The organism is Tenacibaculum profundi, assembly GCF_052050075.1.
Lineage (GTDB): Bacteria > Bacteroidota > Bacteroidia > Flavobacteriales > Flavobacteriaceae > Polaribacter.
Genome location: NZ_CP197225.1, coordinates 1,654,021 through 1,678,234, shown reverse-complemented (window position 1 = coordinate 1,678,234; position 24,214 = coordinate 1,654,021). Strand labels below are relative to the sequence as shown.

The following is a 24,214-nucleotide window of genomic DNA, read 5'->3' as shown; positions in this document are numbered from 1 at the left end:
AATAATTAATATTTTCCTTAGAGCCAAGAAAAGCTGCCAAGAAGTGGCAGCTTTATGATTTTTTGGTAAACTAATGACTAACTGATTTTTAATAGTCATCATAGATTTCTCCTAAATCAAAAGATAGCGAGAAACGCAAAGTGTTTTCTAAAGGGTTATTTACATTTGAGGCATTAACCAAGTATGATAAGTCTAAAGAAAAAGCACGCGCTTTAAAGCCTGCACCTAGTGTAAAAAATTGACGTCTACCTTTTTCGTCACTCTCATGAAAATATCCAGCTCTTACAGCAAAAGCTTTGTTGTATAAATATTCAGCACCCAAAGCCCAAGTAACTTCTTGCAACTCTTCACTAAAACTTCTATCTCCAAGAGATGTAAACATTCCTTCAAACCATCCTTTGTCCGATTTAGGGTCAGATGGAACTAATAGTTTAGTGAATTCAAGATTTAATCCTAAAAGATTATAATCGTCAAAAATAAAATCAAAACCACCACCCAGTTTTAAGTTAGTTGGAATAAAATTGGCATCTCCTGGTGTATATTCAACCTTCGGACCGATATTAGCAATGTTTACACCTAGCCTGTAACGACCATTAAAACTGCCAAAATTTTCTTCTTCTGATCTATAGTATGCAGAAATATCAACAGCGAAAGAGTTAACGGCATCCAAATTGTTAGAAACATCCAAGTTTGAATTGATGTACTTAAGTCCTACTCCCATAGAGAAAGTTTCACTCAGTTTTAGTGCGTAGGTACCAGTAAGAGCTATTTCATTAGGACTAATGCTTCCTGTTGAATTACCACTATTATCTGTTAGATCGATTCTTCCAAGAGAAAAATATTTTAAATCAACTCCGAAAGCAGCATTCTCTTTAAATCTTTGAATATAAGAAAGGTTTCCAGCAAAAATATCATCTGTCAAATTTCTTAGCCAAGGTGTGTAGTTTAAACCAACACTTATTTCATTTTTATTGAAGGCTGTTTTCGCAGCATTGTGAAAAATAGAAAAAGCGTCAGAAGAGGTTGCTACGCCAATGTCTCCCATACCTCCAGCTCTTGCATCAGAAGTAATTAATAGAAAAGGTGTTGAAGTTGTTATTCCTTGTTGTGCTTTAACTGTATAGTTGAAACCTAATAAAAGGAGCAAAAGGGTCGTTAATTTTTTCATTTATATTTCGTTTGTTGATTGTGCAAATATATAATTTTACATTCTAATATTACATTACTACTAATTTCTCAAATTTTTTAAAAGTATCATTAGAAACGGTTGATTTAACACTTAGTTTGTAAACATAAACACCTTTACCAACTTTGTTTCCAAAATCATCTAATCCGTCCCAATTTATAATATTGGATAGGTTTCCTGATGTCTGAGACACTCCATTTATTGTTTTTATCAATTTCCCAGATACTGTGAAAATTTGTACTTGAACTTTTAAAGGCTCATTCGGTTTGTTATGATTAAACCAAAACTCAGTATAATTAACAAACGGATTAGGATAGTTTAATACTCTACTGATGTTTAGCTTTAAGTCACTCACAACCACAAACGATAACGTTATCTCAGATGAATTATTGTAAGTATCCCAAGCTTTTATTCTTAAACGATGTGTTCCTTCTGATAGCTCTCTTAATTTGTATGAAATACTGCCCTTAGTGAAATTGTCAAGCTCAGTTTGATAATAGTCATTCAAGTTAATTGGGTTCGATTCGTCGTCGTCAAGGATCGCAACAATATCATGGTCAACTGCAGTAAGTGATGTGTTGATTCCACTAGAATCTTTCAGATGAATAATTAAATTAGGGGAGGTATTTGTTAAGTCTCCGTCAACGAAAGACTCATCATTAAGAAATGCTCGAATTTCAGGGCCGGTTGTATCATCAGGAGCATTTTGTTCAATACCACCAATGATAATATCAGTATTTACGCCCCTTTTGTCATAGCTGTTATTATGAGCATAGAGACTTACTTTTCCTTTTCCAAATGCTATTTTGATATCTTTGGGTACAATAAAATTAAATTTGAAATAACCATTTTTGATAGAGGCATTTCCCTTAAAAAGTTTACTTTCTTGTATGTCAAATTTATTTATAAAGCCAAAGCCATCGTTGTCAAGGGTTTGTTTATTAACAGATTTGTCAAAAATAGTAGCACTCAGAATACCGTTAAAACTAGGGATGATATTACCTGAATTGTCCGTAATAATGCCTTCCATTGAAATTTTTGAAAGAGCTTTTAAGGTATCTAAAGTTTCAGAAATTGCTTTCTGATTAATTTTGGTTAATCTAATATTTGGATTTGGAATAGCAAGTTTCATAGCTGGGTCACCAAAATAAAAGACGAAATACTTCTGTTGCGTGCGAGAAAGGTTTTTAGTAACCATTAAGTTTTGTGCTATGCTAAGGTTTTTATTTTCAAATTCCAGCACATACTTATTTAACTTATTGTTAAACATAGCACCATTTGAGATGTAAATATTTCGACTTGTTGTAATCATACTAACAGCTCCTCCCTCTTTATTCAAAAATAATTTCTCTCCAGCGGTATCTCTCAAGGGGTTGTCAAATCTTGAAAATTCACAGGTTACCGTAATGAATAAAGGAAGAGTGTTTAGGTTTTTAAATTTTTGTATCTGAGGGATTTCAAGAATTCTTTCATCAGCCAAGCCATCCTCACCGCCATGTCCAAAATAATTAAAGATTAAAGATCCTTTTTCGATGGCGTCGCTTATAGCATTTTTTACTTGTGGATATCGTTCGCCTCCTGAGGTGGTTTCTTGTTTAAATGCATCAGCATATAATTTTTTGATATTAAAAAATGGTTTATTTTTTTTTATTGAATCAGCAATTTCTTCTAGGCCAGTTAGAAGTGTTTTATCAGCGTTTTGATCAATATCATCTGCAACCAGCGTTAGGGTATTTCTCCAATCACCAAATGATTTAGGGGTGTAGTAATTTAGTATTTTATCAACAACTTGTTTGGCTTCTAGCTTAGAGGTTACAGGAATTCTTCCGGTGGCGATATCAATACTATCCTCGATAAGCATATTTCCTTCAGACGCTTCTATCATTGCGTAGTAATCATCTGTTACATAGGAGGATGTTAAATCGAAACTTTGTTTTGAATGAAAAGTTGGAACTATATTGTTATTATGAGTTAACCTATCTTTGAAATCGTATGAAGAGTCTCCAAAAAAACAAACATATTTCAATTTTTTTGATTGCGAGGAGCTGTCATAGAGATGCTTTATAAAGTCTCTAATTGCTGTAACGTCAGGCGAACCAGAGGAAAATTCATTGTATATTTGATCAAGGAGGACAACTTTTGAAGAGAGATTGTTGTTTTCATGGTAATTTGTTAATCTTTTTGCTTCACTGAATAAACTATTATTAGTGACCACCAAATACTCTATATTCTTCAAAGCATGAAGGTTTTGATTAGTAATAGGTGAAGAATTTTCAATTAGGGGTATATAATAATCATCAATTGATGTGGCGACAAATTCACTCAAGATATTTCCATTTGTTTTAAATTTATAAACCTCCGAATTACCATTGTTTTTGATGTTTTTTGGATTTAAAGGGGCAGTTACATCCCATATAAAATCAATTTTTTTATTTGTTTGAATAGCAAACTCGATAGTTCCGTTTGTTGTGGCAGCTTCGAAATTTCTAAAACAAAACTGCTTTCCGTTAGCTATTAATTTTTTTTTACCGGAAATTTCGATATAATCCAAATAGGCTTTCGCTGAAGCTAGTCCATTATTATTAAATGTCAATTTTAATGGGATAGAGTTGGTGTTGGAACTTTTTACAATGACTTCTTTTATTTTCTGCCTAGCAAGACCGCTTACACCTGAGTTTGAAACGGGAGGAAAGTTTAGGGTAGTTAGGGAAGTTTCTTCATTAGAAACCTGAAGGTTTGAAGGTAACGAAGAAATGGCTACAGCACTGATTTTTATCCTTAAAAAAGAGTTTTCTAGTTGATTTGGAAAAGGAATTTTAAATGTTTGTGAATTCGGAAAACTTAGATCCTCTCCAAGCCATAATCTTCCCAAAGCAAAAAGGTTTTTCAATTCTTTCTCATAAAAAATAAAATCATCGTAATATGAAAAGGTTTTGGTGCTATTTTGGTTGGGTTGTTCTAATATTTGAATTCTTCTTCCTGGAGTAGTATCAATCGTTAAGAAATAGTAAGATTTGTCAGAATAAATGTTTTGGTTGTGATTTGCTTTTCGGGTTGCTATATCAATACGCCAATCATGAGCTCCTTTGCCGTAAAATAAAATATAATCATCATTGTCAAATGATCTATCTTCTTCACCTTTTATATATATAGAATTCTCTTTTAGACCATTAAATCTGCTCAGACTAAGTTTTTCTGGTAACATACTACCCCCATTTCCAAATATTTTTATATTTTTAGGGTCTACGCTCTTGGTGTTGATTCCTAGTTTTTTAAGAAAGTTAGCATCTAGTTTATAAACACCAGTAGTAGAAATTGAAAATTTATACCAATTCCCCTTGGATAAAACAGAGCTTGATTGCCCGTAACCTGATATTACGATCATAAGGTAAAAAAGAGTTGTGTATACTTTCATAATTTGATACAAGTTAATAAAAATATCAAGAATTAATTTTTAGTTTTTTGTTCAGTTTGAAATAATAAAGTTTAAAAAGAATCGTTTGAGACTAAGCGAACAACATTGTTTTTAATTGAGTTTGTATTTTAAATAAAAGATAATTTAGTTGTTAGAAGTGATAAATGTTGTAAATTGCAACACCCTTAAAATAGTTAAAAATACATGAAAAGTACGTTAAGATTATTTAGTTTATTAGCCATCTCAGGATTGCTATTTGCTTCTTGTAGTAGTAAAAGAAGCGGTTCAGGACAATCTTCCCTCACTGGATGGAACTTTAATGATCCAAGTTATGGTGGTTACCTGAAAGGAAAGTACAAAGAAGGTAATAATGTGCCGCCTGGAATGGTACATATTGAAGGAGGAACTTTTACAATGGGATTAGTTCAAGACGATGTGATGTTTGACTGGAATACTACTCCAAAGCAGATGCATGTGCGTTCTTTTTATATGGATGAAACCGAAGTAACAAATTCTGAGTACAGTTTATTCATGCAGTACACAAAAGATATTTTCCCACCAGAAGAACCTCAATTTAAAAATATTTACGCATCTGTTTTACCTGATACATTGGTTTGGAGAAAAGGTTTAGGGAATACTAATTTGTTGTCAGAGAGTTATTTAAGGCATCCTTCTTATGCGGAATATCCTGTTGTTGGTGTTAGTTGGATCCAAGCAAATAAATATTGTAAGTGGAGAACTAATGCGGTTAACTTAAAAATATTAATGGATAAGGGAATTATATCGAATATTTTCAAAGAGGATTCATTGGAATTCAAAGGAAAAAATAACTTTGATACAGACGCTTATTTAACTAATCCTTATGCCTTATTTGAAGGTGACTCTACTATTTATAAACGCGGATTACCTGTTACAAGAAAAAAGGGTGAACCTAAGAAAGAGAAAGGAGCATTTACTGGAAGACATGTTACATCTACTGACGGAATTTTATCTCAGAAATTTAGACTACCAACGGAAGTTGAATGGGAATACGCTGCGAAAGCAATTTTTGAAAACAGGGAATATAATAATATTCGAGGAAGAAAGAAATATGCTTGGGACGGTAAGTATACACGTGACAGAGATAAGAGAAGAAGAGGTGATCAATTAGCTAACTTTAAGCAGGGTAGAGGTAATTATTCAGGTATTGCTGGATGGAGTAGTGATGGTTCAGATATTCCGAATGCAGTAAGAAGCTATCCACCGAATGCTTTTGGTTTGTTTGATATGTCAGGAAACGTTGCTGAGTGGGTTTCTGATGTATATAGGCCTATAATTGATTCAGAAGCGAATGATTTTAATTATTTCAGAGGAAATATATTTACAAAAAAATTAATAAATGAAGATGGTAAAGTCGTAATCATAGGAGATGAATTAGGAGAGGTAGAGTATGACACACTAGAAAATGGTAGAATTATTCCAAAGGAGGTTCCTGGTTCTGTAAAATATATTCCTATCACAAAAGAGGATACGTACATGAGAAGAAACTACAACCTAGCCAATAATGCAAGTGTTGGTGATGGAGATTTAGCGAGTTCTAAATATTATGATTTTGATAAAGACCAATTAAATGGCACACCAAGAATGTATAATTCTCCAGAAAAACCAGAAGCAGAGAAAGATTCTCTTGGTAGGGTTATTGATAATTACAAATATGATGATAAAGCAAGAACAACGCTGATTAGTGATAAGTCCCGTGTATTTAAAGGAGGTTCATGGGCAGATAGAGAGTATTGGTTAGATCCTGCTCAAAGAAGATATTTCCCTGAATATATGGCAACAAACTATATTGGTTTTAGGTGTGCAACAGATAAAATGGGGCCTATGATGATGAACCAAAGAAAAACAGCGGTGCCGAAGTACTCAAATTAATATATTTTACATATAAAATTAAATAAATAAACCCCATTGATTTAAATGGGGTTTATTATTTTTACTACATGAAAATGCAGGCGCTTTATAAGTTATACTCTGAATCGTATCTAGTTGATATTGATACAAGAACGATTCGAGAGGGATCTATTTTTTTCGCTATTAAAGGGGAAAAATTTAATGGAAATGAATTTGTAGAACAAGCTTTAGAAAAAGGGGCTAGTTATGCAGTTATTGATCAAAGCGAGTATAAAATAAACGATCAAACAATTCTCGTAAAAGACTCGCTTAAAACGTTACAACAATTAGCAACCTATCACAGAAATAAACTTGGTATTCCTATCATAGCACTAACGGGGAGTAATGGTAAAACCACCACTAAAGAGTTGATCAATCAAGTACTAAGTGAAAAGTTTATGGTAACAGCGACTAAGGGAAATTTTAACAACCATATAGGCGTCCCCTTAACCTTACTATCAATGACACCAGAAACAGAAATAGGAGTCGTAGAAATGGGGGCAAACCATAAGAATGAAATTAAGTTTTTATCAGAAATTGTACAGCCTGATTATGGACTTATAACAAACTTTGGAAAAGCGCATTTAGAAGGATTTGGTTCTATGGAAGGAATTATTAAAGGGAAATCAGAATTATATGATTTTTTGAGAGACAATGGTAAATCGGCGATTGTAAATCTGAATGATGCCCTTCAAGTCTCAAACGCTAAAGGTGTAAATAATATATTTATTAGTGAATCAATTAAACTTATTAATACATCACCTTATCTTGATCTTTCCTTTGAAAAATTAACTATAAAAAGTAATCTTATTGGAGATTATAATTTTAATAATATCGCTATTGCAATAACAATTGGCTCGCTATTTGATATTATTCCACAACAAATAAAAATAGCGATAGAGCGTTATGTTCCTACAAATAATCGTTCACAGATTATACAAAAAGGAGAGTTAAAAATTGTTTTGGATGCCTATAATGCTAATCCGTCAAGTATGAAACATAGCATAGAAAGTTTTAGTAATATAAATGGCGAATATAAAATGGTCATACTAGGAGATATGTTCGAGCTTGGCGAGTATAGCGATATAGAGCATCAGAAAATAGTAGACCTATTAATAGAGCACAATTTTGATAAATGTTGTCTTGTGGGTGATTTGTTTTACAAAACAAGGTCACCATTTGAAAAATTTCATTCTTTTGATAATTTGAAAAATTTTATAAAAGAAAATCCTATAGAAAAAGGAAATATATTGATTAAAGGTTCTAGAGGCATGTCTTTAGAGCGTGTTTTAGAGTTTATTTAAAATCTTTTAAAGGATAAATTAGTACCTATGTTTTTTCTAAAGAAAAAAGAAATACCACTTAATGAATTATTTACAAATGATTTTGTAGATATTCACTCTCATTTATTACCTGGAATTGATGATGGAGCTAAGGATATTGAAAATTCAATACAACTGATTACAAAGATGACCTCATATGGAATTACTAATTTTGTAACAACACCTCATGTACTTGGTGATGTTTATCCGAATTCTAGTAAGTTAATTCTTGAAAAACTATTAGAAGTAAATAATGAATTAAATAATAGAGGATTAAGTAATATTACATTTCGTGCAGCCGCAGAATATATGATGGATGAAAAATTTGTAGAGCGACTAGCTAAAAAAGATATCTTAACGCTAAAAGATAATTATGTATTAGTAGAAATGTCTTATTTCAATCCTCCTTTTAATTTGTTTGATATTTTGTTTGATATACAGTTAAAAGAATATAAACCTGTGTTAGCGCATCCAGAAAGATATAATTTTTACCATGCTGATTTTCAAATGTATTATAAATTGAAAAAATCGGGATGTTTATTCCAGCTAAATTTATTGTCATTAACAGAGCAATATGGTAAAAGTGTTCAGAAAATAGCGAATAAATTATTAGACGAGGGACTGTACGATTTTGTTGGTACAGACACACATCATATGAATCATTTAAAGCTTCTAACTAAAATAGGAAATAAAAAAAATATCAAAAAAATTGAAACTCTTGTAAAGAATAATTCTTTTTTTAAATAAAAAAGACCAACTCAGATATAAGTTGGTCTTTTTATTTATTTTAGATTTGTTTGCTTTAGCTGAATATTTTTTTGTACCATGGTTTGTGATCTAACTCACTGGCAAGTCCGTAGCCATAACCATAACCCCTATTTAAATCCGTATCATTTAAAATGATTGCTAGATTAGGGAGTTTTTTATCTCTATAAAGGCCTTCAGGAATGATAAGCATTCTTTTATCTAAATAGTTTGCTCTGGTTACATAAAGAACTAAATCAGCTCTATTAGCAATAAGAAGCGTGTCTGTTACAAGATTTACAGGAGCTGTATCAATCATAACATAATCATAATTTTTCTCAAGTTCTTCGAAGAGGAGATCCATTTTTGATGCCATTAATAATTCTGCAGGATTAGGTGGAATGGCTCCTGAAGCGATAATATCCAAATTAGGAATTTCAGGAATTGAAAATTTTAAAGAATCCAACGTTATAGTATCATTCGTTAAAAAGTTCGTGACTCCTTTTCTATCAGGTATTTCAAGGTATTCAGTGATTTTTGGTGCTCGTAAATCTAAGCCAACAAGAACAACTTTTTTACCAGATAGTGTAAGTGATGCTGCTAGGTTTATAGAACTAAAGGATTTTCCTTCACCACTTGTAGTAGAGGTAACAAATACGATACGACCATTATTATCTTTCTTTTTAGGTAACATAAAGTCAAGATTAGTTCGAATTAAACGGAAAGCTTCTGCAGTGCTCGACCTTGCATTTGCATCGATAACAATTTTTTGCTTTACTTCAGAATGAGGAATATCTCCCACAAAAGGTATAGAGGTGAGTTCTTCAATATCTTTCCTTGTGTGCACCTTCGTATCTAAAAGATCTTTTAAGTAAATAATAATAAACGGAATGATAAGACCTAGTAATAATGCAACTAAAAGAATAATTTTATTTTTAGGGCTGACGGGTTTGTCGGAAGCATAAGCTTTATCAATAATTTTAGCATTGGGTATGGCATTCGCAGTTAAAGATATGGCTGTTTCCTCTTTCTTTTTAAGTAAATATGAGTAAAGACCAGCAATAATTTCTTGTTGTCTTGCAATGTCTAAAAAATCTCGTTCTTTTGATGGAATTTGTGATATTTTAGAGTTATTTCTTCCTGACTCAGTTTTTATATTCTGTAGGCTAATTTCCAAAAGACGTTCTCTATTGGCTAAACTTCTTTTTAAGGATTTTTTTAAATTACTGATATTATCTTCAATTTGAATTAATATTGAGTTTTTTTGGCCAGCACTTTGACTTAAGCGTCTTCGTTTAAGAATCAAAGAATTGTAATTTTCAATAGCTTTTGAAATATTAGGGTCTTCTAAACCGAGATTTGCGGGTAATAGATTTTCGTCTACCTTTATTTCATCACTAAGGGCTTTGACAAGATTCAGCTCTGTAGTAGCCTGAATAAGTTTTTTCTGATTATGAGCATTCGTCTCAAGAATCAATTTGGCTTCGGCTTCAATATCAGCAATATTATTTTTACTCTTAAATCCTTTTACTTTATCATCAATTAAAGCCAGTTCAGTGGTAACATGTTTTAAGCGTTCGGCTATAAATAAACTCGTTTTGTGAGAAACCTCTTTTTTATCGTCAACAGCTTCCTTATTATATTCTTGAATAATTTCATCGAGAATATTTTCACCTTTTTGTATGACAGGTGTTTTTAAAGAGAATTGAAGTACACTCGACTTTTTGCTAATAGGTCTTACAGAAACAGTTTCTAAATAAGAATCAATAAGCGTGTTGAGTGGTGTTATCGCAATAGTATAAGTGTTTCCTACTTTCTCTTCATTAAAATAATTTGTTTTATTAACTCTTAAAGAATTAATAGTGCTATTTTTAATAAGATTTCCAAAGGGTACTTCAGTATTTATTTCATTGTCGTCTTGATCAAATAAGGTAAAACTATTTTCAGAATTTATCTTAATAGAAATAACGGAATCTATTTTGTATTCAAGGTTTTCAAAAGATATTTTAATAGGTGCTGTTTTGTAAATTTCTTTTTGGATGATTGATTCATGTAAAAAATATGAGGTAGTTAGATTTAACTTTTTAATAACTTCACCGATCAATCTTCTCGATTTGATAATTTGGATCTCATTATCGATATTGCCTCCACCGCCATTTAAAATACCAAGATCTCCAAATGCCGCCAAACCATCAGACAAACCGCCTTTTTCATCATCTTTGATTAGGATAGTAGCCTTTGCTAGATATTGAGGTGTTGAGTACGTTAAAAAAAGAAAGGCGCCTAACAAAGATAGTAATACTCCTAAAATGAACCATTTCCAGTGGGTTATATATTTTTCAAGCTCAGCTCTTAAATTAATAGTGTCATTATCTAACATTGAATAATCAGTTTTTTCGTTTTTCATTTTTAATTATCTTGCTATTAATGTTATTATTGATATTAAAAGTCCAGCTATAGAAATAAATAAACCTGTGTTTTGATTAGCAGAAGCAGACTGAGATTTTGCTTCGTTAGGGGCCACATAAATAATATCATTTTGTTGTAAATAGTAGACGGGAGAGGTAAACAGATTGTTAGATCTTAAATCCACATCATAAGTTTTTATACGTCCGTTTTCTTCTCTTTTTACTTGAATAGTTCTAATTCCAGATATATTTAAGTCTCCCGCTAAACCAACGGCTTGGAGAATGGTGATTCTCTCATTCGGAATGGTATAGGTTCCAGGATTTTGAACATCACCAAGTATAGTCACTGAAAAATTAGAAATTCTTATGATTATGGTGGGGTTTTTAACATAGTCAGGGTCAAGTTTTTTGATTAATAAATTGATAGCTTCTTGTCTAGTTAATCCACCTATTTTGACTCTCCCTAATACGGGAAAATCTATAAACCCTTGTCTATCAACCAAATATAATTGTTGTCTCGGAGTTCCTATAACACTACTTGTAGTAGTGGCATAAGATACAGCAGGCAAGTTAAAAGGCTTTACAGCCTCTATGTCAAGAGCAGAAATCGTGATTTGTAATAGATCATCTGGTTTAAAAACGGTTTTATAACTGTTTGTAAACTTTGACTGATCTATTTGGTCATTCTGAAAGTATATAATTTCCTTTTTCGAAACACAAGAGGTTAACATAAGAGTAGCAAGAACCAAAGTGAATGTTTTTACTTTTTGCATTATTGAAATTTTTGACGAAAGTACTAATTTAATTTTTTACCGGTGAATCTAATTTCTGGTATTTTGAATTATTCGAAATGTATTCGGGGACAATAGCTTTGATAAGCACAACAGTTTTATCGTTATTATAAGTTTTATTTGCCGAACACAGTTCAGTAATTTTGTTAGAAACCTGTTGAAAATTAATTTTTTGATTTTTAGCAATCATGATTTTTTCATGGTAGGTAGGGGTAGTATTTTCACCATTAGCTAGCAATTCCTCGTATAGTTTTTCACCAGGTCTTAATCCTGTTATGTGTATATCTATATCTTCAGGGAATTTAAAACCGGAAAGGTGGATCATTCTTTTAGCTAAATCGTAAATTTTCACCGATTGCCCCATATCAAAGATATAAATTTCACCACCATTGCCCATAGTACCAGCTTCTAAAACTAATCTACAAGCTTCCGGTATGGTCATAAAAAAACGGGTAATATCTTGATGTGTAACCGTTAAAGGTCCTCCATTTTCAATTTGCTTTTTAAATAAAGGGATCACAGAACCATTGGATCCAAGAACATTACCAAATCTTGTAGTCGTGAATTTAGTAGTATGGTCTGTTCTATTGCTTAAGCAGCTAATATACATTTCAGCTACCCGTTTGGTAGCTCCCATTACATTCGTTGGGTTAACGGCTTTGTCTGTAGAAACCATAACAAACCGTTCGACGTTGTTTTCAATAGATAGGTCTGCTATGTTTTTAGTTCCTTCAATATTAATTTTCACGGCCTCGTAAGGACTCATTTCCATTAAAGGAACATGTTTGTAGGCAGCAGCATGAAAAACTTTGTCAGGCTTATATTCTTTAAACAAATGAGACATTCTTACTTTATCTCTAACATCAGCTACAATGGCTGTAAAGTTTATTTTTCCTTTCTGATTTAATTCTTGTTGCAAGTCATATAAAGCAGATTCCGATTGATCTACAATTATAAGATGCTTATAAGAGTAGTTACTTAATTGCCTTGAAATTTCAGATCCTATTGACCCTGCAGCACCCGTTACCAATATCGTTTTATCATTTACATCTCGATTAACAATAGGATTGTCTATGGAAATTGGCTTTCGGTCAAGTAAATCCTCAATTTTTACTTGTTTAATTTGATTTGCCTCCAAATCACCATCGATCCATTTTGAAAGGGGTGGTACAATTTTAACTTTTACATCAAGAGCTAATAGTTTATCAGTTAATACTAAAAGTTTTTCGGACTTTATATTTTGAATTGAGATGATAATTTCATTAATTTCTTTTTTAAGAATAAAGTCTTTATTAATTCTGTTACCATTATAAATTTTAATGCGATCTATTTTTTTTCCTACTTTATTCAAGTTTTCATCAGCAAAACCAATAACTTGATAGTTATTTTTGGTATCACGATTTAGAGCTCCGTACGTTATCAAACCTGAGTCCCCTGCCCCATATATTAAAACGTTGGTAATGTCATCAAGTTCTGTTGATATGATTTCAAAAAAAGCTTTAAATATATAACGACTTATAACGAGAACAATTATTGATATAAGATAGTGGATTATAATGATCGATTTTGGTATGGTAAAGGAAGGGAAGATTTTTAAAGCACTATTAATAATGACTATAAAAATAGTAATCATTGATAATAAAGTAATCCCTACAAATACATTAAAAGCATCTCTTGTTCCTGTGTGCCTAATAATGCCTCTGTAAGAGCCAACAGTTAAAAAACTTATGGTAGAAACAATAATTATAAAAGGTATCTGGTAGTAAAAACTATTCAAGTCGAAATTTAAGGAAGCATTGAAACGAACAGTATAAGCTAATACAAAAGAAATACAAACTAGTACTACGTCAATTACTAATACAATCCACTTTGAAGCGTATTTATCAATGCTTTTTATTAATAAGTTTTTTAGCATAGGCTTTGAATAAGCTTAAAGTTACAATTTTTTTAAATTTACAGAGGGGTGGTGTTTGTAAATTATATTTTTTTCATTTGTTGCTTCATCATTTGCATTTGCTCTTTTAACATGCCGTGTTTGTCTAGTTTTTTGGCTTCATTCATTAATATAGATGCTTCTCTTTTGCGTCTCTTAGTCATAGCAATGCCTGCAAGTTGTAATTTTGCCATGGCTAGGTCATGATCCATAGCTAGGCCAAGCTTTACCGCTTTTTTTAAAAATTTTTCAGCTTGTGTTATGTTTGTCTGTGATAACATGATGCCATGAAGGTAGTTATAATAGCCTTCTTGTTTTCGCGTAAGTGCAGTTGATGGATTTTTTATATAAGTTAGCCACTTTTTTGCACCGTCAAAGTTTTGTTTTCGGAGTTGTATAAAAGCAAGTAATATAAATTCATTTTTAAAATAAAATAAAATGAATATACTAACTAAAAGTAAAATAGCAATTCCATTTCCAATATGTCCTTGAGAAAACTCATAGATTGACCAGGTGAATGTTAAAACAGCTAATACTAACTTGATATTTTTATTGAACATGATTTCTTTTTTAAAGGCTTACAAAAGTACATTTATTTATGGTAAATGACTTAACTATTTTTTATAAAACTTATTATTCTTAATCCAAGCAAATATTCCCAGTATAGAAACAAAGCCAATAGAGTAATATACAGAAGTAGGTGTGATCACTTTGTCTCCGCTAGCATAAGAATGCAGTCCAGACAAATAAAAGTTAACACCAAAGTACGTCATCATAATTGATGCAAAAGCAATAATAGACCATAAATTGAAGGTGTACTTACCTCTTAGCCCTGGAATTAATCGCATATGTAAAACAAAAGCATAGATCATAATAGATATTAAAGCCCAAGTCTCTTTAGGGTCCCAGCCCCAATATCGTCCCCAACTTTCATTAGCCCACATGCCCCCTAAAAAGTTTCCTATGGTTAGCATTACTAAGCCAACAGTCAAGGCCATTTCATTGATTATAGTTAGTTCTTTTAAATGAAGACTTATTTTATTTTTGTTCTTGGTATTTGTAAAAATAATTAAAAACAATGCAAAAACCCCTAAAATAAAACCAAGAGCAAAAGGCCCATAGCTTGCAACGATGATAGAAACATGAACCCACAGCCACCATGAATTTAGCACGGGGACTAGGTTTGCTATTTCTGGATCAAGCCATTGCTGGCTGGCGAAAAATAAAATTATTGAAGTTAAAAAAGTAGTAGCTGCAATGGTTAATGAGGATTGTCGGCCTAATATTAAGCCAAAAAGCATTGAGGCGAGTCCTACGAAGATAACAGTTTCGTAAGCATTACTCCAAGGAGCATTGCCACTAATATAACAACGCACAGCCAATCCTAATATGTGAGCTATTGTTAAACTGATTACTATTCCGATAAAACCTTTAACCATATAATTAACCCAAGTTTTGTTGTAGAAAATCTGAAGAAATACAAAGAATATCATCAACAAACTTGTGAAGAGGTAATACTTGTATAATTTAACAAAGATATTTACTTTGTTGTAGGCTATTTCAAGCTTTACTTTATCACTATTAGGTACTACTTCAGAACCAAACTTTTTTTGAAATTTTTTAATTCCTTCAATAATTTTTTCAGTCTCTACATAATCGCCTGTTTTTTTTGAACTTTGCAATAATTGGAAATAAACAGGTAGAGATTGTCTAACGAATACAGAATCAATTCCTTTAAATCCAGATTGTAGTGTTTCTGGTTGCGCTACCCACTTATTTTCATCACTATTAGGTATCGGATAAATTCTTAAAATTGTACCACTAATTGCTTGAGATAATAAATATAAGCGTCTTCCTATTTTAATAGCGTCTTGTTCGAACTTATTTTGAATTCGTTTTTTTTGAGCTTTTATAATTAAATGATCAATCTTGGATTGTCCATTATCTGTATAAAAATCAATAAAACGAGCATATTTAGCATTTTCTGGAACACCGATTGTTTTACGTATTTTTTTATTATGTTTTTCTAAATAAATAAAAGGGATATTAATCCATAACATTGGTGTTTCTGAAATAGAAACAAGAATCTGACTAGGGGTTAAACCTCTAAAATTATCCGTATGGGCAACTTTCCTAACTAATTCTGAAGCAAAAGTATGAGCTGGTTTCATTCTACCTCCAGCATCTTGTATAACTAAGCTACTAAATTTATCTGCATGCTCTTTACTGACAATCATTTTATTCAGTATAGAGTCAATTTGTTGTTCCGTAAGTGTATTGGGTTTATGTACCTCTTTGTGTTGAGCGCTAATCAGTGTTGTACTGATTGCAAAGAGTAAAGTGAGTACTTTCTTTTTTTCTGATATTTTTAATAGACTTTTTTTCAATGAATAAAAACGAGTATTTTTGACAAACAAAGAGCTTACCATACCAAAAAATAGTAAAAAATAGCCCAAATAAGTGATGCATGTTCCCCATGAATCATGATTAACAGATAAATGAGTTTGTTCAATCTCTTTTCCTGCGTTGGCATAACTTGCTTGAAACAATCGGTATCCTTTATAGTTTAAAATATGATTCATAAATATTCTAAAGTCAAAAGTTTCTTCTGAAGAAGATACCGTAACTTCGCTTGCAAATGAAGCTGCATTCTCTGACCCTGGGTATTTATCCAGTTGAAAATCGTTGAGTTTAACGTTAAAAGGAGTTTTTAACTGTTTAGCGCCATACCATGCTCTAAAATTCAAATTTCTAATTGAAAAACTTTCCTGGTTATCCACATTAAACTGGCCACCATAAAAGCTGATTCTTTTTGTTTCGTTTTCAACTGTAATATCAAAAATTAACGTATCGTATTTACTTTTATTTTTTTCTCCCCTAACAATTTCCATTTTGCCTTTTTCCGGGCTTTTAGGAACCACAAATTGTAAGCCTCCAATATTATGCAGTGTTAAAAACTGAAAATTTTGGGTGCTATCTTTTATAATTTTACCACTTTTTTGATCAGCCATTCTAAGCCAATCACCGTTATTTTTTGTTTTTATCTTAAGATTTTCGCCTTCATAAAAAAAATTGATGGAAGCATTGTTTTTAGGACTGTCAAATCCAACAAGAATATTATGAATATTTTGAATGGTACCTCTCTTGATATAATGCTCATGTCTTGAACCAGAGGAGCTTTCAACCAAAAATAAATGTTCTGTTCCATCTTCACTTGTAATTAATTTTTTTTCGGACCAAGGGATGTAATCAACAAGGTTGAATTTTATATTTTTTCTTTGATTTTTCTTCTGAGGTTGAAAATTTTCTTCAAAACTTACATTATTCTTTCCTAAAGCTGATAAAAGTAGCTTGTGATGGGTTGTTTTTTGAAATTCGTTATTATCAATAACTACATTCAGATAATTCGTATCTGATAAAACAATATTAGAAGTTTCTCCTTCATCAAGAATCATTAATCCTTCAAAACTTATATATCTAGTAATGCCTGCTCCGGTAAGAATTAAGAGAAAAGCTAGATGGAATAAAAGAACACTCCATTTTTCTTTCTTGTAAAGTCGGTATCTAAAAATATTTCCAAAAAAATTGATTAAAAAGAAAATCATAATTAGTTCAAACCACCAAGAATTGTATATGATTGCTTTTGATGTTTGAGTGCCAAAATCATTTTCGATAAATGTTGCTACTCCCATAGCTACAGCGAAAATGAAAAATAAAAAAGCCATTAAACGGGTAGAGTAGAGAATATTAAAGATTTTTTTCATCTGTGATTTGTGAAATATATAAAGCACTGCAAATTTACGGATTAATCATAGATTTTTTGTTTGGTTTTTTCTTTTTTTGTAACTTAGAATGAATCGACATAATCACGAACTACAAAATATTATTTTTTGCGGCTTTTTTACCCAAAATTAATGCCTCTTCATTATGTGTTGCTAACTATAGTATTCTGATGTTAGAGAGTTAATTAGCAATTTGATCTCCCATTTTCACATAGGTTTCTCTCTTGTTTAGGGTGTTTTTGAGAATATCTTCGTTTATTGAGAAACGATTTTTTTCAGTAAGCAAAACAATAGTTGATCCGCCAAATTCAAAATATCCCATTTCATCTCCCTTTTTTATATTAGTATTGGCTGTATAGGTTTCTATAATGCTTCCGACCATGGTCGCACCTACAGGAGCGATAAGGATATCGCCGTTGCTAGGGGTTTTTAAAATACAGTACTCTCTTTTGTTTTCACAGAAAACTTTTGTAAAGTTGTCAACTAAAGCATAAGGGGATACAGATAGATAGTTCCCTTTTATTTTTTTAATTTTTGAGGGAGTACCATCAAAAGGAAAGTGATACCTGTGATAATCATCTGGAGCTAAACGAAGAATTAATAAAGAGCCATCTTCAAATTTTGATGCTAATTTCTTGTCAGATAAGAATTCTGTAAGATGAAATTTTCTACCCTTGATAAAAAAGTTCTCAACTTTATCAATTCGTTCGAAAGCTAAAAGTTTACCATCGCCGGGAGAAATAAGTCCCTCTTGTATAGTACGGACTCCTTTTTTTAGCTTTCTACTAAAAAAATCATTGAAAGATACATAGTCTTCTATAGATCGTTCAGCTTCTTCCATATTAATGTTTAGCTCTTTAACAAAAGTCTTGATTTTGTTTACAGATCCTGGCTTATTCATTAATCTGCCGTATATTGACGAAAAAAACTTTCTTTTAATTAATGGAATTAGTAAAATTTTTCCAAATGGATTATTGTAAAGTAGTTTTAAAAAACCTTCTCCTGGAGGTTTTTCTGTTTTTAATTGACCTGTTTCTCTATCAATAAATTGAATTTGCATTATTTAGAAATCCGTTTCTTAATTCCAATTACAAATATAACCAAACCGATAATTAGTTTAGTCTAAAAAAGAAACAATAGTATTAAATCTTCTTTTATTTTGATTTTACATGTACGTTATAGTTATTGAATATTTTTTGATGAATAAAATTAACAATAAGGAATTGGAATTAACATAATAAACAGTTTTATGATGATGTTTAAAGCCATTTGTTTGGTTATTTATGCTTGATAAACTTTATTAATTACAATCTCTTATATGTTAATTCCTTCTGTATCGTGTATTAGTATAAGAGGTGAGTGATATAAAAGTATTATTATTTAAAATATTTGTTGATTTTAATAATTCTCACCTAAATATGGGGTAATTATAATTTTATCTGACACTGATCTTTTTAATCATTATCAGACGATCTGAATTTAAAATAATTTATTTGGCTGATTAGAGGTTATGGTATTTATTATATTTTATAACCGTTAAGCTTAATGTTTTAATATAAAAAGTTAATCAAATAATTATCTAATACACTGATTTTTTTATTTTCACATAGTTTTATTTGGATACCAATATCGTGACTTCATTCTGTTATAGTAATTATTTTGGGTGGAATCTATGTTGCCTTAACTTGTGAAAATGAAAAAGGTCACGGGTAATCAAAAATGAGTGGGATTTTTCTTTATATCTCTTTCAACATAAAGATTACATCATTCTAAGAATCATAAATATTTAGATACGAGCTTAAAAGAAGAATTTTCTATTTGGATTTGGGTATTTGTGATATTTCAAACTGAATTAGATCAAGTAAAACCAGAACTGTGTGTAATGACCGAAGAGTTATACCCTAGTATATTAAAGGGGGGTAGAAATAGCTTTGGAAAGCTATAAAAAGGTGCCTAGGTTTTTAGATAAAATTAAGTGCACTTTTCCTACCTGGTTGGAGTGTCATATTGATGAGGTAAATTGGTTCATGAATATCGACAAGAAACTTTAATAAAATAGAAAATTTAAGTTTTTTTATTTAACGTTAAATAATATTTTGTGTTAATATAAGCTTTTTATAAGCTAATCTTGGGTACTATCAATTAGAATTTTTAACATATCAATTGCAGCCTGAGCTATTTTTGTTCCAGGTCCAAAAACACCCAAAGCACCAGAATCAAATAAAAACTGATAATCTTGTGCAGGAATAACGCCACCTACAATGACCATAATATCTTCACGATCGTATTTTTTTAGTTCAGCAACAACTTGTGGAACAAGTGTTTTGTGCCCAGCGGCTAATGAAGATATTCCCAGTATATGAACATCATTTTCGATTGCTTGTTTTGTAGCCTCTTGTGGAGTTTGAAAAAGAGGACCGATATCTACATCAAATCCTAAATCAGCGTATCCTGTAGCAACAACTTTAGCACCACGATCATGACCGTCCTGACCCAATTTTGCAATCATGATTCTTGGACGACGGCCTTCAATTTCAGCAAATTTGTCAGCTAATTCAGATGCTTCCTTAAATAATTCATCGTCCTTTATTTCTTTACTATACACACCTGAAATGGTTTTATGAACTGCCTTATGACGATTAAATATACTTTCAAGCGCATCGGAGATTTCACCAAGGGAAGCCCTGGTTCGAGCTGCATTTACTGCAAATTCTAAAAGATTACCTTCTCCTGTTTTGGCACATTCTGTTAATATTTTTAATGATTGTTTAACCTTATTATTATCTCTATTCTTTCTTAAAGTGTTTAGCCTCTCAATTTGTGACTTTCTAACAGCTTCGTTGTCAACTTCAAGTATATGTAACGGATCTTCTTTCTCTAATTGGTATTTGTTTACACCAACAATTACATCTTGACCGCTATCAATTTTTGCTTGTTTTTTAGCGGCAGCCTCTTCAATACGCATTTTAGGAATACCTTGCTCGATCGCTTTGGTCATACCTCCAAGCTCCTCAACTTCCTGAATTAATTCCCATGCCTTATTTGCGATAGTTTCAGTTAGTTCTTCAAGGTAATAGCTTCCAGCCCATGGATCAACAGTTTTTGTGATATACGTTTCTTGTTGTAAATAAATCTGTGTATTACGAGCGATACGTGCAGAAAAATCTGTTGGTAAAGCAATCGCTTCATCCAACGCATTGGTGTGTAGGCTTTGTGTACCTCCAAATGCGGCAGCCATGGCTTCAATTGTAGTTCTTGCAACATTGTTAAAAGGATCTTGTTCTGTAAGACTCCATCCACTTGTTTGACAATGCGTTCTAAGCGCAAGTGATTTTGGATTCTTTGGATCAAATTGTTTTACAATTTTAGCCCATAGCATCCGGCCAGCTCTCATTTTTGCTATTTCCATAAAATGATTCATTCCTATAGCCCAGAAGAAAGATAAACGAGGAGCAAAAGTGTCAATATCCATTCCTGATTGAATACCCGTCCTAATATATTCAAGACCATCAGCTAATGTATATGCTAATTCGATTTCAGGAGTAGCTCCAGCCTCTTGCATGTGATATCCTGATATTGAAATAGAGTTAAATTTTGGCATTTTTTGACTTGTATACTTGAAAATATCAGCGATAATTTTCATAGAAGGAGTCGGAGGGTAGATGTACGTATTTCGTACCATAAACTCCTTTAAGATATCATTTTGAATGGTGCCCGATAAAAGTTCTGCAGAAACACCTTGTTCTTCTGCTGCTACTATATAAAATGCTAGTATAGGAAGTACAGCTCCATTCATTGTCATAGACACAGACATCTTATCAAGCGGTATTTGATCGAACAGTATTTTCATATCTTCAACTGAATCAATGGCAACACCAGCCTTTCCAACATCTCCCTGCACTCTTTCGTGATCAGAATCGTATCCTCTGTGTGTTGCTAAGTCAAAAGCAACGGAAAGTCCTTTTTGCCCAGCAGCTAGATTTCTTCTATAAAAGGCATTACTTTCTTCTGCAGTTGAAAAACCTGCGTATTGCCTTATTGTCCAGGGTCTTCTGACATACATGGTGGAGTATGGGCCTCTTAAGTTAGGAGTAATACCAGCAGCAAAATGCTCATGTTTTAGTGTTGTTGCATGGTCTGGCTTTTTTTCGATCAAACGAATATTTGATACATTTTTTCTATTCATCTTACGATTCCTTTTTTAAACGATTCTTTTCGAGTTGTTCTGCTAATCTATTTTGAATAATAGGCTCTATGAGTGTTTTTTCTTTTCTTGATTTTACGAAAGAAGGAGAATTAATTATTGTTCCCATTTTGTCATTGGGATTTTGAATTTTATTTGTACCTAATAGAACAAGTTCTTCATTGTTAAATTGCTCCTGTTCTTTTCTAGCAGATTCTTTTATTTTTTTTTGAATTACTCCGTTTTTTAATTGTTGAAGGAAGCCACCGCCTTTTTCAATCTGTTTGAAAATATCTAAGGATTTGCTAGCGAGTTGTCTTGTTATGCTCTCTATGTAGTATGTGCCATCAGCAATATTTTGTGCTTCTTTAAGCTCACTTTCTTGTTGCAATATTAGAAGTTGGTTTCTTGAAATGCGTTCTCCGAATTCGTCAGATTTTTGAAAGGTTTTATTGTATGGTTGGTTTGAGATTACATCAGAGCCACCTAAAATCCCACTCATACACTCAGATGTTGTTCTTAACATGTTTACATTATAGTCGTACAAAGTTTTGTTTCTTAGACTCGGTTTGGAGAATATTAGTGTATGTGTTTCTTGAGAATTGTATTCGTTAAGTAGTGATCTCCAGAGTATTCTTAAGGCTCTTAATTTAGCTATTTCAAAAAAATAGTTACTCCCAATAGATATATTAAAGTGAATATGCCTTGCTATTTCTGGACCGAAATAATTTAAATACTCATTGGCATGTGCTAGTGAATAGGCTAGTTGTTGTGGTATGTTAGCACCTGCATTTTGGTAAATTGAAGTGTTTACTGCAAGAAAGTTGTTGGTTTCTTTTGATATATTTTTAACTTCTAAATGGTCTGCTTTAAAGCTATTAAACCAATTCCCTGTTAATGAAAGATTTCCTATTATGTCGATATTAAAAAAGCAGTTTTTTATACCTACATATTTTGAAATATTTTTTGTGAATTCTGAGGATAAAAATTGGAGTTTAAAAAAAACTAATATATTTTTCACCTCTATATTGGCTAATAGAGTTTTGATATTAATTGGTTCTTTAAGAATAAATTCAAGACTATTGGCCCCTCTTTTAAGGGCGTCTATAGCTAAGTAATTTGCTTCTTCTACCTTACCTACTTCGATAGTTTGACATATTTTAAAACCGTTTTTTGGAAGGTCTATTTGATCTAGAGTTCTATCTTCTTTCGTATAAAAAGGTTTAACAGTTATGCCGTCGTTAGTTTTCCATAACAGAGTTTCGTTGTAACTTGCACCTTTAAGGTCTGCTTGAATTTTTGTTTTCCAAGTTTGGGGAGAGACATTTTCAAATTCGTCGAACAAATATTTTTTCATTTATCTTTTATCGTATCAAATTCAATTATATATATATCTTCATTTTCTTTTTTCATTAAATAATTTTCACGAGCATATCTTTCGAGTTCCAGAGAATCTTTTAGTTTTTTAATTACTTCTTTATCTTTTTCAATTTTTTCTTTATGGAATTCAATCCATGTTTTTAGTTCCTTTATTTCGTTATTAAATTCTCTGTGAGTAAGGTAAGAATTTTCGTCTAAAAAGAGCATCCAAAAAACAAATACGGTTAAAATAATAATATAAATATTCGTAAAAAAAATAAAAAAAGGTTTCTTCTTGGCTGATTTAAAATTCATCACAAACGGTCATTGATTACTGTTTTTACAATATCAATAGCAACTTTATTATGTCCGCCACCAGGAATAATGATGTCAGCATAATTTTTTGTTGGTTCTATGAATTGTTGGTGCATAGGTTTTAGGGTGTCTTGATATCTTACCAAAACCTCATTTACATCCCTACCACGTTCTTTAATATCTCTCCTTACACGTCTAATAAGTCTCTCATCCGCGTCAGCATGGACGAATACTTTTATATCACACAAATCTCTTAGCTTTTTGCTATTGAATATAAGTATTCCTTCAACGATAATAACTTTTTTTGGATGTGTTTTTATAGTGTCTTGTGTTCTATTGTGAGAAACAAATGAATATACAGGTTGTTCTATTACTTCTCCATTTTTTAGTTCGGAAAGGTGTTTTACTAAAAGGTCAAAATCTATAGCCCTTGGGTGATCAAAATTTATTTTTGATCTCTCTTCGTAGCTAAGGTCATCATTTTTGCAATAGTAGGAGTCTTGAGATATGACACATACCTCATCTAATAATTCGTTTATTATTTGATTCACCACAGTTGTTTTTCCGCTTCCAGTTCCTCCTGCAATACCGATTACAAAAATATTCTTCATTTAAATTTTAGAAATTATGTTTAACAAATTTAGAAAAAAAAGTGCATAAAAAAAGTGCTAACTAAGCTGTTAGCACTTCTATTAAGAGCCGATAGAGGGACTCGAACCCACGACCTGCTGATTACAAATCAGCTGCTCTAGCCAGCTGAGCTATATCGGCCTTTATCTTTTAAGACGGGGCAAATATATAATGTTTTTGATTATTGGGAAATTTTTTTTTAGTTTTTTTTAAATGT

15 protein-coding genes and 1 tRNA gene are annotated in these 24,214 nt (G+C 31.7%); 3 read left to right on the top strand and 13 right to left on the bottom strand.

Annotated features, from left to right (window positions below; genetic code table 11):
- Window positions 1–88: 88 nt before the first annotated feature.
- Together porV and porU are read right to left on the bottom strand one after the other, a co-directional pair.
- Window positions 89–1,168 (bottom strand): type IX secretion system outer membrane channel protein PorV, encoded by a 1,080-nt coding sequence (gene porV, locus ACSIGE_RS06840; protein WP_440882021.1) that lies wholly within the window; start codon window positions 1,166–1,168, stop codon window positions 89–91.
- 49 nt (window positions 1,169–1,217) lie between these two features.
- Window positions 1,218–4,571 (bottom strand): type IX secretion system sortase PorU, encoded by a 3,354-nt coding sequence (porU, locus tag ACSIGE_RS06835; protein WP_440882020.1) that lies wholly within the window; start codon window positions 4,569–4,571, stop codon window positions 1,218–1,220.
- Between the two features lie 234 nt (window positions 4,572–4,805).
- Here porU and gldJ point away from each other — a divergent pair, with 234 nt between their 5' ends.
- The 3 genes from gldJ to ACSIGE_RS06820 all read left to right on the top strand — a co-directional run bounded on the left by gldJ (window position 4,806) and on the right by ACSIGE_RS06820 (window position 8,599).
- Window positions 4,806–6,512 (top strand): gliding motility lipoprotein GldJ, encoded by a 1,707-nt coding sequence (gene gldJ, locus ACSIGE_RS06830; protein WP_440882019.1) that lies wholly within the window; start codon window positions 4,806–4,808, stop codon window positions 6,510–6,512.
- Window positions 6,513–6,586: 74 nt separating this feature from the next.
- Window positions 6,587–7,834: a UDP-N-acetylmuramoyl-tripeptide--D-alanyl-D-alanine ligase gene (locus tag ACSIGE_RS06825; RefSeq protein ID WP_440882018.1), complete on the top strand. Its 1,248-nt coding sequence runs from the start codon at window positions 6,587–6,589 to the stop codon at window positions 7,832–7,834.
- Between the two features lie 27 nt (window positions 7,835–7,861).
- On the top strand, window positions 7,862–8,599 hold the full coding sequence (locus ACSIGE_RS06820) for a tyrosine-protein phosphatase (protein WP_440882017.1): 738 nt from the start codon (window positions 7,862–7,864) through the stop codon (window positions 8,597–8,599).
- A 55-nt stretch (window positions 8,600–8,654) separates the two neighbouring features.
- Here the strand turns inward: ACSIGE_RS06820 and ACSIGE_RS06815 are convergent, their stop codons facing one another.
- From ACSIGE_RS06815 to ACSIGE_RS06765, 11 genes are all read right to left on the bottom strand, one after another.
- Complete coding sequence (locus ACSIGE_RS06815; RefSeq protein WP_440882016.1) at window positions 8,655–11,003, bottom strand: GumC family protein; 2,349 nt, start codon at window positions 11,001–11,003, stop codon at window positions 8,655–8,657.
- A 6-nt stretch (window positions 11,004–11,009) separates the two neighbouring features.
- Complete coding sequence (locus ACSIGE_RS06810) at window positions 11,010–11,777, bottom strand: polysaccharide biosynthesis/export family protein (RefSeq protein WP_440882015.1); 768 nt, start codon at window positions 11,775–11,777, stop codon at window positions 11,010–11,012.
- A gap of 28 nt (window positions 11,778–11,805) precedes the next feature.
- Window positions 11,806–13,710 (bottom strand): polysaccharide biosynthesis protein, encoded by a 1,905-nt coding sequence (locus tag ACSIGE_RS06805; protein ID WP_440882014.1) that lies wholly within the window; start codon window positions 13,708–13,710, stop codon window positions 11,806–11,808.
- A gap of 62 nt (window positions 13,711–13,772) precedes the next feature.
- Window positions 13,773–14,288: a DUF2892 domain-containing protein gene (locus ACSIGE_RS06800; protein ID WP_440882013.1), complete on the bottom strand. Its 516-nt coding sequence runs from the start codon at window positions 14,286–14,288 to the stop codon at window positions 13,773–13,775.
- A 54-nt stretch (window positions 14,289–14,342) separates the two neighbouring features.
- Window positions 14,343–17,492 carry a cytochrome c biogenesis protein CcsA gene (gene ccsA, locus ACSIGE_RS06795; RefSeq protein WP_440882012.1) on the bottom strand — a complete coding sequence of 1,050 codons (3,150 nt, stop codon included), beginning with the start codon at window positions 17,490–17,492 and terminating at the stop codon, window positions 14,343–14,345.
- Between the two features lie 199 nt (window positions 17,493–17,691).
- Window positions 17,692–18,570: an archaetidylserine decarboxylase gene (asd, locus tag ACSIGE_RS06790; protein WP_440882011.1), complete on the bottom strand. Its 879-nt coding sequence runs from the start codon at window positions 18,568–18,570 to the stop codon at window positions 17,692–17,694.
- A 1,062-nt stretch (window positions 18,571–19,632) separates the two neighbouring features.
- Window positions 19,633–21,696, bottom strand: coding sequence for a methylmalonyl-CoA mutase (gene scpA / locus ACSIGE_RS06785; RefSeq protein WP_440882010.1), 2,064 nt, complete (start codon window positions 21,694–21,696; stop codon window positions 19,633–19,635).
- 1 nt (window position 21,697) lies between these two features.
- The gene (locus ACSIGE_RS06780) at window positions 21,698–23,050 is read right to left on the bottom strand and encodes a methylmalonyl-CoA mutase subunit beta (RefSeq protein ID WP_440882009.1); all 1,353 of its coding nucleotides are present in this window, start codon (window positions 23,048–23,050) and stop codon (window positions 21,698–21,700) included.
- The gene (locus ACSIGE_RS06775; protein ID WP_440882008.1) at window positions 23,047–23,367 is read right to left on the bottom strand and encodes an FtsB family cell division protein; all 321 of its coding nucleotides are present in this window, start codon (window positions 23,365–23,367) and stop codon (window positions 23,047–23,049) included. Before ACSIGE_RS06775 ends, ACSIGE_RS06780 begins: the two co-directional genes overlap by 4 nt.
- Window positions 23,367–23,969 (bottom strand): uridine kinase, encoded by a 603-nt coding sequence (udk, locus tag ACSIGE_RS06770; protein WP_440882190.1) that lies wholly within the window; start codon window positions 23,967–23,969, stop codon window positions 23,367–23,369. Before udk ends, ACSIGE_RS06775 begins: the two co-directional genes overlap by 1 nt.
- Window positions 23,970–24,064: 95 nt before the next feature.
- A tRNA-Thr gene (locus tag ACSIGE_RS06765) sits at window positions 24,065–24,138 on the bottom strand.
- Window positions 24,139–24,214: the final 76 nt, after the last annotated feature.